The sequence below is a fragment of the Paraburkholderia sp. A1RI-2L genome (assembly GCF_048957375.1).
Classification (GTDB): Bacteria; Pseudomonadota; Gammaproteobacteria; order Burkholderiales; family Burkholderiaceae; genus Paraburkholderia.
In genome coordinates this window covers 755,492-768,885 of record NZ_JARBTA010000003.1, presented here as the reverse complement: position 1 = coordinate 768,885, position 13,394 = coordinate 755,492, and the positions used below count along the sequence as shown (strand labels likewise).

The following is a 13,394-nucleotide window of genomic DNA, read 5'->3' as shown; positions in this document are numbered from 1 at the left end:
GGTACGGAAACGCCAGGCGTCGTTAGCCGCCCGCACGCCGCGCTTCATGGCGCGCCGGCGCGCGCCGAAACGCGGCAGGCGCCGGGCGGCCGGCTGGACGCGCTCGACGCCGCAGCGGTTCGCTGCTTCCCGGCGTTTACTCGGCGCTTTCGCCGCGCGCCTTGTGCTGCGCTGCGAGCTTGTCCTGCTGCGCGGGCGGCACGGGGTCGTAGTGGCTTAGCTGGATGCTGTAGTTGCCGTGGCCGCCTGCGAGCGAGTTCAGGCGCGACTGGTAGTCGTTGAGTTCGGCGAGCGGCACCTTGCCTGCAATCACCATCGCATGGCCGCCCGCCGTGCGCGTGCCGTGCACCTGGCCGCGCCGCGAGGACAGATCGCCGATGATGTCGCCCATGGCCGCTTCGGGCGTCATCACCTCGATGTCGACGATGGGTTCGAGCACGATGGGCTGCGCCTTGAGCACCGCATCGATAAAAGCCTTGCGCCCCGCCGTGACGAACGCCACTTCCTTCGAATCGACCGGATGGCTCTTGCCGTCGTACACGGTCACGCGCACGTCCTGCATCGGGAAGCCCGCGAGCGGCCCGTTTTCGATCACCTGCTGAATGCCTTTCTCCACCGCGGGAATGAACTGCGAGGGAATCGCGCCGCCCTTGACCGCGTCGACGAATTCGAAGCCCGCGCCGCGCGGCAGCGGCTCCACGCGCAGCATGACCTCGCCGAACTGGCCCGCGCCGCCCGTCTGCTTCTTGTGGCGGCAATGGCCCTCAGCCTTGCCGCCGATGGTCTCGCGCCACGCGATGGTGGGCGGCCGCGTGATGACTTCGAGCTTGTGCTGTTCCGTGAGGCGCTCGAGCATGTAGCGCAGATGCAGTTCGCCCAGGCCGTGCACGACCGTCTCGTTGGTGCCCTCGGGATGCTCGATCAGCAAACAAGGGTCCTCGGCGGCGAGCTTTTGCAGGACCTCCCAGAGCCGCTGCTCGTGGCCGCGCCGCGCCGGCTCGATGGCAAGGCCGTAGATCGGATTGGGAAACTCGCACGGTGTGAGGTGGATATCGCCATCCTCGGGGGCGTCGTGCAGCACGTCGTCGAAGCTGATGTCGTCGGCCTTGGCCACCGCACAGATATTGCCGGGACCGGCGCGCTGGATCTCGGTGTGATCCTTGCCCTGCAGCATCAGCAGATGCGCGACCTTGAAGGGCTGGCGGCCGTTGCCGATATACAGCTGGCTGTCGCGCGTGACCGTGCCCTGATGAATGCGGAACACGGCCACTTTGCCGATATACGGGTCCACCACGATCTTGAACACATGCGCGAGCACGTGCTTCTCCGGATCCGGCTCCGCTTGCATGGGCGTGCGCTTGCCCTCGCTCTCGCGATAGAACAGCGGCGGATTGCCTTCGGTGACGTTGGGCAGGAGACGCACGAACACGTCGAGCAATTGCGCAACGCCCGCGCCCGTTGCCGCCGAAGTGAAACACACCGGCACCAGATGTCCTTCGCGCAGCGCCCGCTCGAAGGGCTCGTGCAATTGCTCGGGGCGGATGGCTTCGCCTTGCTCCAGATACAGCTCCATCAAGTCGGGGTCCAGTTCGATGACCTGGTCCACCAGCGCATTGTGCGCGGCTTCCACCGAATGAAAATCGGCCACGCCTGAGGGATTGAAAAAACAGTCGACTACCTCGCTGCCGTTTTGCGCGGGCAGATTGATGGGCAGGCACTGCTTGCCGAACAGTTCCTGAATTTGCGCGAGCAGGCCGGGCAGATCGACCTTTTCGCCGTCGATGCCGTTCACGACGATCATCCGGCACAGCTTGCGCTGCTGCGCCCAGCTCATCATGCGGCTGGTGGTCATCTCGATGCCGGTGCGCGCGTCGATCACGATGGCCGCGGTTTCCACGGCTTCCAGCGCGCTGATGGACAGGCCCGCGAAGTCGGGGTAGCCCGGCGTGTCGAGCAGATAAATGCGCGTGTCCTGGTAGTCGAGATGCGCGAGCGCGGAATTGAGCGAATGATGGTATTTGCGCTCGAGCGGATCGAAATCGCACAGGGCGGTGCCGCGATTCACGCTGCCCGGTGCGTGGAGCGCGCCGCCTTGATGCAGCAGCGCTTCGGCGAGCGAGGTCTTGCCGCAGCCGGCGTGCCCAACGAGCGCGACTGTGCGGATGGCTTCGGGAGGGTAATCCATGGCCGCCATCGTCCAGTAGTGGATGTCCGGCAATTATTGGCGAAATTCGGGCGCTCTGCCAAATACAAGCGCGCACGGCTTGTGCGCGAGCGCGCGCAGCATGAGCGTCCAATGGGCGTCGTATCGAACGCCGGCGGCTTTCAGCACGTCGTCTGACGCGTTAAAGCCGTGCAGGTTCGCTGCACTGCAATATCCGGGGCTTGCCTTGTGAGATCCGTGCGCGGGGAGACACGCGCGATGCCCATGCTACAGAGGTACAACGGTCGAATTTTCGTGAAATGGGGCGCGGTGCCTTAAGGTCATTCTCACAGTGAAACCCCGAACAGCTGAACGACCACACCACGCAGCCAGCGATTCCCGGCCTCGTGGTGATACCGCGCATGCCAGTGTTGCCGGACGGCAAAGCCATCCACGGGAATCGGGCATGAATGAACGGCGAGATCGTTGGCCTGAGCGAGCGTTTCGCCAATGTGACGTGGCAGCGTGGCGACCAGGTCGGTGGTCTGGACGATCGTTCCGAGCCCCAGGAAACCCGGCAGTTGCAGCACGACGTCACGCTCGATGCGCTCGCGAGCCAGCGCCTGTTCGAGCAACTGAGCACCCGTGCCCGCTTCGATGGCGACATGCCCCTCAGAACGGTACTGCTTCAACCCGAGCCGCCCGCGAACGCGCGGATGGTGCCGGTTCGTCAGGCACACCCAGTCTTGTTGATAGAGCTGCTGCTGGTAGATACCGCCGCTGAGCCACGGCACATAGCCGATGGCGAGGTCGGCTTCGCCCGACTCCAGCGCCCGTTCCGTGTTGCCGTCGATTCGCGCCGCCTCGAGCCGGATGCCGGGCGCCTGCGCTCGCACATGTGCGAGCAGTCTCGGCAGCAGCGTGATATGGCTCGCGTCCGTCATGCAGATGCGAAAGCGCCGCTGCGCGGTTTCGGGATCGAACGCGATCTCCCACGCGACGAAGCGCCTGAGCGATTCGAGAATTTCGCGGCAAGGCCCGATCAGCGCGTCGGCCTGCGGCGTCGGCGCCATGCCGCCGGGCGTGCGGATGAAAAGCGGGTCCTGCAAATACTCTCGCAGCCGCCCGAGCCAGATGCTGATGGTGGGCTGGCTCTGGCCCAGTTGCTCGGCCACGCGCGTGACGCTGCGCGCGTCGTACAGAAGGTCGAACAGCTGTAACAGTTTCAGATCGGGCAGGTCGGTCGGCATCATGGCGTAGCGCACATTATTGTCTGGTGCAATGACACCATTGTAGGCATTGCATTGTCCATATGAGCAGCAACGCCTATCGTGTGCCTGCACGTCAAGGAGAAACTCAGTGAAGATTGCGATTCTCGGCGCCGGCGCACTAGGCTGCGCGATCGGCGCCACTCTCACGGAAGGCGGCCACGAAACCTGGCTGCTGGACCGTTCGCCCGTTCATGTCGAAACAATGCGTCGCGACGGTCTGCGGGTCGACGACGATAGCGGCTCGCGACGCATCGCGGTGCGCGCCGCGACGCAGGCGAGCGAAGTCGGTGTGGCCGACGTGGTCGTCGTACTGGTCAAGTCCTTCCACACCCACGCTGCGATGCGCGGCGCACTCGCGCTGATCGGACCCGAAACGCTCGTGCTGTCGCTTCAAAACGGACTCGGGCACGAAGACGTCCTCGCCGATATCGTGGGCCGCGCACGCGTGCTCGCGGGCAAGACCTATGTCGGCGGCGTGTTGTGCGGTCCGGGGCATATCCAGTCGGGTGTCGCCGGCAAGGCGACCTATATCGGCGAACTCGATGGACAGATCACGCCGCGCGTGCGGGCGATCGCCGAGGCATTCAACGCTGCCGGGCTGATGACCACAGTCAGCGACAACATCATGGGCACGATGTGGGACAAGCTGCTCGTGAACGTCGCCACGGGCGCGATCACGGGCATCACGCGTCTGACCTACGGTCAGCTTTATGAGGAACCGCTGTTGAAGGCGACGGCGCTCGCGGCCATCGGCGAGGCCATCGCGGCCGCGCAGGCGGCCGGCATCGCGCTGTCGATGACGAACCCCGAACAGGCCTGGACACTTGCGGCCGAAGGCCTCTCTCCCGCGTTCAAGACGTCGATGCTGCAAAGCCTCGAGAAAGGCTCCGTCACGGAGGTCGATTTCATCAACGGCTCGGTGGTGCGCTGGGGACAACGACTCGGTGTGCCGACGCCCGTCAACGCGACGCTGGTGGCATGCATCAAGGGCATCGAACGCGCGATGGCCGACGAGCAGCGCAAGGAGGCAACGGCATGAGCGGCACGAAGGCTTATCTGGAGCATGTTGCGATCTGGGTGAAGGACATCCAGTGGCATATCCGCTTCTTCGAAGACGTGCTCGGCATGAGCATGCGCGAAGTCGACGGCACCGCCGACGCACCGCGCCAGTACTGGACGCTCGGCGGCCTGCAGTTCATTCATGCCCCGCAGCACGAAGGCCCCGAAGGGCGCCTTGCCCATCTGGGCGTCATGTGCGAAGACCTGGAAGCGGCGTTGGCTGCGGCCCAGGCCTATGGCGTAAGCGAAATGCCGCAAGGACGAAACTGGCTGCGTCTGCCCGACGGGCTCGCTGTCGAACTGATTCAGTCCAAACCTGCGTCGTGTGTCGCGCAGGCGATGAGCATCAACCCGCGCGCGGAGGCGTGAGCATGACGATCATCGAGAAATACTGGGACGACGCCCGCGAAGGCGACGAGTGCGTGAGCCCGAACTACACCGTGACGAAGGAGCGCATCTTCGCCTACGCCGACCTCACTGGCGACCATACGCCCGTGCATGTGGACGAAGCTTATGCCAAAGCGAGCCACTTCGGCTGCCTCGTTGCGCATGGACTGTTTGGACTTTCGATTGCCGACGGCCTCAAGACCCAGAGCGAATATCGTTTTCTGCCCGGCATGTCGCTTGGTTGGACCTGGGATTTCCTGTTGCCCATCCGGGTCAACGACGTTCTGCATGTGAAGTTTCGCGTCGGCGCCATGCGGCCCAGCAACAGCCGTCCGGGCTGGGGTATCGTCGTGCTGCCATCTGAATTGATCAATCAGGATGACCAGGTAGTTCAGCGCGGCGAGCATCGCCTGATGGTGCCGCGCCGGCCGGGAGCGCACTGATGCAGGCCCGTCCTCTCGAAGGCATTCGCGTTATCGACTATAGCCACTTCCTCGCCGGTCCGTACGTGGGCCGCTGCCTCGCGGCGCTTGGCGCCGAAGTCATCAAGGTAGAGCGTCCCGGTAGCGGCGACGCCGGACGCCAGCACGCGACCGTGCTGGACGACCAGCAAAGCGGCTATTTCCTGCAACTGAACATGGGCAAGCGCGGCGTCAGCGTCAACATGAAAGACGCACGCGGCAAGGAGTTCATGCGCCGCCTGTGCGACTCGGCAGATGTGTTCGTCGAGAACTACCGTCCCGGCGCGCTGGACAAGCTCGGGCTGGGCTATGAGGCGTTATCCGCGCGCAATCCAGGTCTCGTCTACTGCTCGATTTCGGCATACGGCCACACGGGCCCCGACGCACATCGCGCCGGCTTTGGCCTGATCGCGGAAGCGAAGAGCGGCATCATACAGATGGTGGGCACGCCCGGCGAGCCGCCGCCGCTGCTGCGCATTTCGCTCGGCGACATGTACACGGGCATTCACGCGGTGGCGGCGATCAACGCGGCGCTGTTCGGAAGGGTTAAGAGCGGACACGGCCAGTACATCGACATGGCGCTCTACGACACGCTCGTCTCGATGCACGAGTACGCGGTGCAGTGCTACACGCTGCAAGGCGTGCTGCCGGAGCAGACAGGCCACGACATGCCGACCTCGACGCTCTATGGCGTATTTCGCGCCGCCGACGGCGACCTCGTGATTGCGGCGCAGGTGGACGACGCGTGGAAGCGCCTCGCCGCGCTGATCGAAACGCATGGCGGACCTGCGGGATTCGGGAGCGATACGCGCTTTTACGATAGCGTCGGCCGCAATACACATCGGCAGGCGATTCTCGCCGTCGTAGAGCCGTGGGTTGCCGCGCGCCCCGTCGCGCAGGTGCTCGAACTGCTGGATGGCATCGATGTGCCTTGTGCGAAGGTGCAGCGCATCGACGAGGTGCTCGACGATCCGCAAATCCAGGCGCGCGGCATGGTGGTCGAGCAGCATCATCCGCGCTATGGAAAGCTGCGTCTGCCCAACCTGCCCTTCCGCTTTTCTCATTGCGACACGACCATTCGTGATGTCGCGCCTGATCTCGGGCAGCACAACACGGAGGTCGCGCAATCGCTCGGCTTTTCTGCCGCCGAGATCGACGCGATGCAAAGCGAAGGCGTTCTCTACTCGAAGTGAGACACCATGACTGACCGGTATGCAGTGATCGGGAATCCGATCGGACACACGAAATCGCCGTTGATTCACGGTCTGTTTGCCGAAGCGACGCAACAGGCGATGTCCTACGTCTCGATAGAAGGACCGCTTGACCCTGAAGAGGGCTTTGCGAAGGTCGTGCGACAGTTCGCGGCGGAAGGGGGCAAGGGCATGAACGTCACCGCGCCCTTCAAGCTGAAGGCCTTCGCGCTCGCCGACGAGCGCAGCGAACGCGCGGCGTTGGCCGGTGCCGCCAATGCGCTGAAGTTCGAAAGCGGCCGGATCATTGCCGAGAATTTCGATGGCATTGGCTTGTTGCGCGATATCGAGGTCAATCTCGGCGTTCCGCTTGCCGGCAAACGCGTGTTGATGCTTGGTGCAGGCGGCGCGGCCCGCGGTGCGCTGCTGCCGTTTCTCGACGCAGGTCCCGCCGAACTGGTCATCGCCAACCGCGACGTTGCCAAGGGCGAGGCGCTGGCAGCCCAGATCGGTGCGCGTGGCGCTGCGCTGCGTGCTCGCGGCTATGGCGATCTTGCGGCGATGGGCCGATTCGATCTCGTGGTCAATGCGACCTCCGCGAGCCTGACGGGCGAACTGCCACCCGTCCCGCCGAGCGTATTCAGTTCCGATGGCACCGCCTATGAACTGGCGTACGGCAAGCGGCTCACGCCGTTCCTGCGGCTCGCGCGCAACGCAGGCGTGCATGGCGTCGCCGACGGCGTGGGCATGCTGGTCGAGCAGGCCGCCGAAGCCTTTGCATGGTGGCGCGGCGTGCGTCCACAGACGGCCGCGGTCATCGACTCTCTCACTGTGCCGCTCGACTGATCGCGTAAAGGAGAACCCGATGAAAAGCGTCCTGATGCTTCATGGCATCAATCACAACATGTTCGGCAACTGCGGGCTGTCCATGCGGAGATCCGCAATTGAGCGGCGCGCCTGAATTGCAACCCGGCTACTGCCACAGAGATAAGTGATACGGCGAATGACGGCTCTCGAATGCAGGAAAGACTGTCAAACGTCACTTATTCAATGTGCCTGACTGGCTGATGGTGGCCGTACCCTCGCCACTTCACGATGCTCCGACGGCATGCGTCGAACATCAACAGTATTGCGCGCTCGAGCCAAGCGGACCACAACGTGGCCGCAGCCTTGTTCGTCAATCCGGGCTTTCAATTGTTGGCAACAACGATATCGACTTTGAACGTCCGCAATTGGCAGGACAACACCCTATGACCGCGCGCGAGATTCGTCTAGAGCGCGACCCTCATGCCTGGCGCGCAACCCGACTCATTGCAGATGGTCGGTCCGCGCTGCTGCGAACGCCTACGCTACGGAGGGGCTGTCTCGCGATGCCGTTACCGGCTGTACGCAAATGTTCCTTGACCATCATCTGAACCGGTCATGCCAGAATTGATTAGCAATCCAAGCCGAGTTCTTTGGCAGCACATCTGCATCACAGCGTAACCCGTTGCATTGTCGTCACTTGACGGTGAACGATCGAAGCAGCAGCGTTGGGTTGCCTGGGACAACCGTTTACCCCCGCTGTTAGAATAGCGGCCTTTTTCTGGGAGAGACAAATGTCCTGGTTTATCTATGAAGTGCCCGAATACAATGAAGACGGGGCGCGCATTGAACCCTTCAGCGACCTGCGTAGCCGCGTCATGAAAGTAAGTGGGCAGGCAATGGCTGACGAACTGGAAAGCGTCCGCGAGAACGCCGCAACGACGGCGGACACGCCCACGCGCCCGCTACGTGCTGCAGAAAACCCTCACGTATTCCCGATTCCCTATGCCGACTCCATGATCCTGGTCGGGTTCATCTTCGAACTGGAGCGTGAGTTCCGACAATTGGTGGTGTCACCTGTGGAAATGTCTTGGCTGAAAGGCGCATAGAGAACGAGACGAGCGAATCTGATCCTGGTGCCGAACGCGGAAGCTCAATGAAGCGCCGCCCCCTGCTGGCGCGCCCTCAACTTCGGATTCGGTAGTTTGCGCACGAGGAACGGGGCCCGCAGAAGTCGCCTAATTTTTGATATTTTCCTCGCAATCGTTCCAGTAGCGCAGCGGATCCCCATGTTGTGGGTAACGTGAACTGAGCCATAGTGACAGCCTGCTCCAATCCGGATGATGAGTACCCGTTTTCGCGGACCAGATTGACGATCTCTCGAGAATCTGGCCGTTTCCTCGATCACGGACAACCAGGCTGCCCAGCCCACTTGAACTGTTCGCCTGCGACTCAACCAGATACCTGGGCAGAATCCGGAGTTCAGCGTCCTCGGCCCACCCAAAAAGGGCGCGGACAACACCAGTGGAATCGCGCAACTCTATGGGCCCACTTTGCGGACGAACGGCTGTCCATCCCTCAGGAAATTCGGCGACAACGTGGCTTTCCTCCTCCCGTACCCACCTCACGCGCCATGCGCGCACCATCGCCTCGCGCAAGGCGGATATCGATTCGTATCCAGCAGGCAATGCGATCGCTAGCGGGAGTGTGATGAGGTTGTCTTTCCAGAGTTTGGCTTCGTCGTCGACGCGCCTGATCTCGGTGAACGTCCCTGCGTCGAATGGGTTCTCGGGCCGACTCGACACGCTTGCGTTCGAGGCGGGAAGTCCCTCGAAGAGTCGTTCAGCTTCAAGACGCGTGAGTTTCGTCTTTCCTTTCTTCATTTGCTCCTCTTCAGCATGATTGATGTCTCGCGAATACCATGGCCCCGACAACAGAAGTCACGCGTGTTTGAACGGGCGGGTGATCTTGATCTGGCGCGATCCGCTAGTTCGTCGCGAGGTCGGAGCGTATGGCGCGGCTTGTGTCGTCATCCGTGCGCCCAGAGAGTGGTGGGGTCGATCCATGCTGGATTGGATGACTGTGACGGGCAGCGCTCACTTGCGAGACGACATTCGCGAATAGACGATATTGGCGTGTTACCGCCCGAGCGTGGTCGATTGCGCTTTTCGCCTGCGCCAACCGAAGGAATTAGCCCCCGGCGCGCTTCACCCGATGACCGGACTTTTTGAGTTCTTCGATAATACGGCCACAATGGTCACCCTGCACTTCAATCAGACCATTCTTGACCGTTCCACCCGAGCCGCAAGCGGCGCGCAATTGCTTGCCCAGCGAGGCCAGGGCAACGGGGTCGAGCGCCAACCCTCTCACGACCGTCACGCTCTTCCCGCCCCGCCCTTTGGTCTCGCGAACTACCCGCGCGACGCTGTCCCCTGCGGGTTGTGTCCTGGCAATCGTCTTGCATATACATTCCGTGACCGTGTGCCGGCACTCGGGACACATCCGCCCGCCATCTGTGGAGTAAACGAGGCCACCCTTCGAACTGCTCTTGATGATAGGCATACACAAAGACATAAAGGCCAGCAATCGCCGAGTTTAGCAGGTTGCGTTTGCCCCTCCTGACTGCGTTCTATTTCTTTTTGAATATCTGGTCCGACACTGAGCGGTCTCACAGCAAAGTCTGTGCGGAATAACTCGCATGCGATCGCATCGCGGCTCTCGCGGACTCTTCGCGACGATCGAAGCGCTATCGCCGCTGCTCGACAACCCCTGACGAAATCCTGCGCTGGATTTCAGGCGATAACCTTCTGCTCTGCGTCAGCCTGTTCGCGCATGCGACGGGCTTCGTCGCGCAGGAACTGCTGGTAATCGTCCAGATCGCCGTCGAAGGGTTCGACGCCGCCCTTGGTGACCAGCCAGAATTCGTCACAGACGGCGCGAAGCAGGGCCCGGTCGTGACTGACCAGCATCACCGTCCCTTCGAATTCGTTGAGCGCCATCGCTAGCGCTTCGCGTGTTGCCAGGTCGAGGTGGTTGGTAGGCTCGTCGAGCAGCAGCAGGTTGGGGCGCTGCCATACGATCATGCACAACACGAGCCGCGCCTTTTCGCCGCCGCTCATCGTGCTCACCGCCTGGTGGACCGTGTCGCCACTGAAGTTGAAGGTACCGAGGAAGGTGCGAAGCGATTGCTCGGTGCCGCTCTGGCCTGGAGCGCGCAAGTGCGCCGGTGTGTCCCTGGCGAGGCGGATCATGTGTTCCATCGGCGTGTCGAGCGGGCGCAGCACGTCCAGCTCCTGCTGGGCGAAATAGCCGATGTTCAGGCCTTTGCCTTCGCTGATTTCGCCGGCAATCGGCTCCAGCGCGTGCGCTACCGTCTTCACGAGCGTGGACTTGCCTTGGCCGTTGGCACCGAGAATGCCGATGCGCTGCCCTGCCAGTACGGAACGATTGATGCCGCGCACGATGACCGTAGGCGGCGTCCCCGACAGTGCGCCAGTCGGCGCGGGGTAGCCGAAGCTCGCGTCCAGCATCGACAACAGCGGGTTCGGGACGTTGAGGGGTTCCTTGAATTCGAAGTTGAACTCCGCTTCCGCGAGCACCGGTGCGATCTTCTCCATGCGTTCGAGCGCTTTGACCCGGCTCTGCGCCTGTTTAGCCTTCGAGGCCTTGGCCTTGAAACGGTCGATGAACTTCTGCAGGTGGGCGATCTTGTCCGCCTGCCTGGCCATCGCGGCCTGCTGCAACTCGAGCTGCTCGGCGCGCATGTCTTCGAACTTGCTGTAGTTGCCGCCATAGCGCACCAGCTTGGCGTTGTCGACGTGCACCGTCACCTGTGTCACCGCGTCGAGGAATTCGCGGTCATGGCTGATCACGACCAGGGTTCCTTGATAGCGCTTGAGCCAGGCTTCCAGCCAAACCAGCGCGTCCAGGTCAAGGTGATTGGTTGGCTCGTCGAGCAGCAGCAGGTCGGACGGGCACATCAGTGCGCGCGCCAGTTGAAGTCGCATGCGCCAGCCGCCGGAGAAACTGTTGACCGGCTGATCAAGCTGCGCGGCCGTAAAGCCCAGTCCCAGGATCAGCGCCTGGGCACGTGCGGGGGCATCGTGTGCTCCGGCATCATGCAGGGCCATGTAGGCGTGCGCCATGCGCATGCCGTCGTCGCTGGCCTCGGCGGCGGCGACTTCGGCGTGGGCAGCCAGAAGGGCGGTGTCACCCTCGACCACGAAGTCAGTCGCGCCCTGCTCGGTTTCCGGCATCTCCTGCGCGACCTGGCCCATTCTCCATGCGGCTGGAATCGAGAACTCGCCGCTGTCTTCGTGCAGCGTGCCGTTGAGAAGGCCGAAGAAGGACGACTTGCCGGCGCCATTGCGGCCGACAAGACCAATCTTTTCGCCGGGGGTGAAGGTGACGGACGCGCGGTCGAGCACGACTTTAACGCCGCGGCGCAGCGTGACATTACGGACGGAAATCATAAGGAGCTACTTCGGAGAGGAATGGCATGATAGCCGACCGGACGTTAAGGGTCGTCTTTTTTGAGCCGCATGCGCTTTGCGGCGCCCATCGGTCACAAGGCAAGGGAGGCCCTGACGCACCACGCGGACCGGCTGCGGGGCCAGCGAATATCGTGGTGAATGACGGGTCCCAGCCGACTGTATTGACATTTTCACCAAACGAGAATGGTGGGCCTTAACTGTCAGTTTGGCTATTGCGCTCGCTCTGGGGCCAATGATGCGTCAAGTGGGGGGCGCTCTATCCGCGCGTGTCGACCCAGTTGCGTGCCCAGCGCGTCGAGTGCTCCAGTGCCTGTTCTTCACTCGCGAAGTAGTTGAGCGAATAGAACTGATAGCAGCCTTCGAATTGCGCGCTATCGGCGCGTTCGAGCAGCAGATTGGATGAAAAACTACCGTCAGGCAAACGATGTGCGGACGGCTGAACGGCATAGCCGTTGTATTGTTGAAAGTGTTTGTTTTGCATTTTAATTTTATTGATATCCGAATGCGCGTGTGTCGTGAGAAACGTGCACAGGCGAGCCGATTCAATGCCATTGCGAGCCGAGTCTGGAGCAGTCGGAAAGCGAAAAGGCGTAGGAGTCGAGGGAGAGAGTGAGGTGCAACGAGGCATATGGCGTCTGGCAAGCTGCCGGATATACGGGCAGCTAAGGGCAATCGCGCCAACTTTGGGAGACAACGCTCCGCGAGGGTGTCGCTGCAACCCGGCGTCCGTCGTCGGTGGCCGGGTTCTTCAAAATTTACATCGGCTTGATGTTAGCCGCTTGCAGACCCTTCGGGCCTTGCTTCGTTTCGAAGCTCACCTTCTGGTTTTCAGCGAGCGTCTTGAAGCCGTCGGTCTTGATCTCGGAGAAATGAGCGAAGAGGTCGTCGCCACCCTTGTCCGGGGTGATGAAGCCAAAGCCTTTGCTGTCGTTGAACCACTTAACGGTACCGGTTTCCATGAATAATCCTTGAAGGGAAAATACGAAGATTCGCTCTCTTAATGAGAGCGCGTGAAGCGACAAGGAGGGAGAGGACCACGAATACCGCTGAGGAGCGAGCAATTGATGAACAGCAATCGAACTTCTTGACCTTCGGGTGACACACTAACCGCGCGTGCGTGCCAGCGTCAAGACTTAACTTGTAACTGTTGCTCCATGCAGCCGTTCAGGTGGTTGAACAATGCGGCCCCGATTGCCTGCACCCCTCATTAGGCATGGCGTACGGCTGGACTGCGCCAGCAGGCGTTCGCCACTTTGTACGGCCTCCTTGCCGATGTTCCGCGTGAGCAGCCTGGGCTATGCGATGGACGGCCGCTTTATCAGCGGCGGCCGCCGTCGCTTCGGTCAGTAGCGCTTTTTCGGTGGTAACGACCGTTTTATCTGCTTGCGCACACGCGCCACTGCGGCAGCCTTTTTGCGCTTTCGTTCTGCAGTAGGCTTTTCATAGGCTGTCCGGGCACGAAGTTCCGGAATCAGGCCTGTGCGCTCAATGGCGCGACGGAAGCGGCGCAACGCAACGTCCACGGGTTCGTCGGGTTTCAGAATTACAGTAGTCAACTCGTTCCTTTGTTGAGATCCGGCAGGACT

The 13,394-nt window shown here is 62.0% G+C and carries 14 protein-coding genes; 6 read left to right on the top strand and 8 right to left on the bottom strand.

Annotation, left to right across the window (positions count from 1 at the left end):
* Nucleotides 1-136: 136 nt before the first annotated feature.
* Nucleotides 137-2,185 carry an elongation factor G gene (gene fusA, locus PWP93_RS26705; protein ID WP_421046706.1) on the bottom strand — a complete coding sequence of 683 codons (2,049 nt, stop codon included), beginning with the start codon at nucleotides 2,183-2,185 and terminating at the stop codon, nucleotides 137-139.
* A gap of 305 nt (nucleotides 2,186-2,490) precedes the next feature.
* Entirely contained in the window at nucleotides 2,491-3,396 is a 906-nt protein-coding gene (locus PWP93_RS26700; RefSeq protein WP_421027132.1) for a LysR family transcriptional regulator, read from the bottom strand.
* Nucleotides 3,397-3,502: 106 nt separating this feature from the next.
* Between PWP93_RS26700 and PWP93_RS26695 the strand changes: the two genes are divergently transcribed.
* The 6 genes from PWP93_RS26695 to PWP93_RS26670 all read left to right on the top strand — a co-directional run bounded on the left by PWP93_RS26695 (nucleotide 3,503) and on the right by PWP93_RS26670 (nucleotide 8,424).
* On the top strand, nucleotides 3,503-4,453 hold the full coding sequence (locus PWP93_RS26695; protein ID WP_421046705.1) for a ketopantoate reductase family protein: 951 nt from the start codon (nucleotides 3,503-3,505) through the stop codon (nucleotides 4,451-4,453).
* Nucleotides 4,450-4,842: a VOC family protein gene (locus PWP93_RS26690; RefSeq protein WP_421027130.1), complete on the top strand. Its 393-nt coding sequence runs from the start codon at nucleotides 4,450-4,452 to the stop codon at nucleotides 4,840-4,842. The genes PWP93_RS26695 and PWP93_RS26690 overlap by 4 nt, the downstream gene beginning before the upstream one ends.
* Before the next feature lie 2 nt (nucleotides 4,843-4,844).
* Complete coding sequence (locus tag PWP93_RS26685) at nucleotides 4,845-5,303, top strand: MaoC family dehydratase (RefSeq protein ID WP_421046704.1); 459 nt, start codon at nucleotides 4,845-4,847, stop codon at nucleotides 5,301-5,303.
* Nucleotides 5,303-6,514 carry a CaiB/BaiF CoA transferase family protein gene (locus PWP93_RS26680; protein WP_421046703.1) on the top strand — a complete coding sequence of 404 codons (1,212 nt, stop codon included), beginning with the start codon at nucleotides 5,303-5,305 and terminating at the stop codon, nucleotides 6,512-6,514. Before PWP93_RS26685 ends, PWP93_RS26680 begins: the two co-directional genes overlap by 1 nt.
* Before the next feature lie 6 nt (nucleotides 6,515-6,520).
* Nucleotides 6,521-7,357, top strand: coding sequence for a shikimate dehydrogenase (aroE, locus tag PWP93_RS26675; RefSeq protein ID WP_421046702.1), 837 nt, complete (start codon nucleotides 6,521-6,523; stop codon nucleotides 7,355-7,357).
* A 752-nt stretch (nucleotides 7,358-8,109) separates the two neighbouring features.
* Nucleotides 8,110-8,424: a helicase gene (locus PWP93_RS26670; protein ID WP_421046701.1), complete on the top strand. Its 315-nt coding sequence runs from the start codon at nucleotides 8,110-8,112 to the stop codon at nucleotides 8,422-8,424.
* 129 nt (nucleotides 8,425-8,553) lie between these two features.
* On the opposite strand, the gene PWP93_RS26665 is transcribed toward PWP93_RS26670, so the two are convergent.
* The 6 genes from PWP93_RS26665 to rpsU all read right to left on the bottom strand — a co-directional run bounded on the left by PWP93_RS26665 (nucleotide 8,554) and on the right by rpsU (nucleotide 13,364).
* Nucleotides 8,554-9,198, bottom strand: a complete 645-nt coding sequence (locus PWP93_RS26665; protein ID WP_421046700.1) for a hypothetical protein — start codon at nucleotides 9,196-9,198, stop codon at nucleotides 8,554-8,556.
* A 307-nt stretch (nucleotides 9,199-9,505) separates the two neighbouring features.
* Entirely contained in the window at nucleotides 9,506-9,868 is a 363-nt protein-coding gene (locus tag PWP93_RS26660; RefSeq protein WP_421047007.1) for a translation initiation factor Sui1, read from the bottom strand.
* A 239-nt stretch (nucleotides 9,869-10,107) separates the two neighbouring features.
* Nucleotides 10,108-11,787: an ABC-F family ATP-binding cassette domain-containing protein gene (locus PWP93_RS26655; RefSeq protein ID WP_421027123.1), complete on the bottom strand. Its 1,680-nt coding sequence runs from the start codon at nucleotides 11,785-11,787 to the stop codon at nucleotides 10,108-10,110.
* 277 nt (nucleotides 11,788-12,064) lie between these two features.
* A complete protein-coding gene (locus PWP93_RS26650) occupies nucleotides 12,065-12,289 on the bottom strand; it encodes a hypothetical protein (protein WP_421046699.1) in 225 nt (74 codons plus the stop codon).
* A 274-nt stretch (nucleotides 12,290-12,563) separates the two neighbouring features.
* Nucleotides 12,564-12,767, bottom strand: a complete 204-nt coding sequence (locus PWP93_RS26645) for a cold-shock protein (RefSeq protein ID WP_421027121.1) — start codon at nucleotides 12,765-12,767, stop codon at nucleotides 12,564-12,566.
* A gap of 384 nt (nucleotides 12,768-13,151) precedes the next feature.
* Nucleotides 13,152-13,364, bottom strand: coding sequence for a 30S ribosomal protein S21 (gene rpsU, locus PWP93_RS26640; RefSeq protein ID WP_322061210.1), 213 nt, complete (start codon nucleotides 13,362-13,364; stop codon nucleotides 13,152-13,154).
* Nucleotides 13,365-13,394 lie beyond the last annotated feature (30 nt).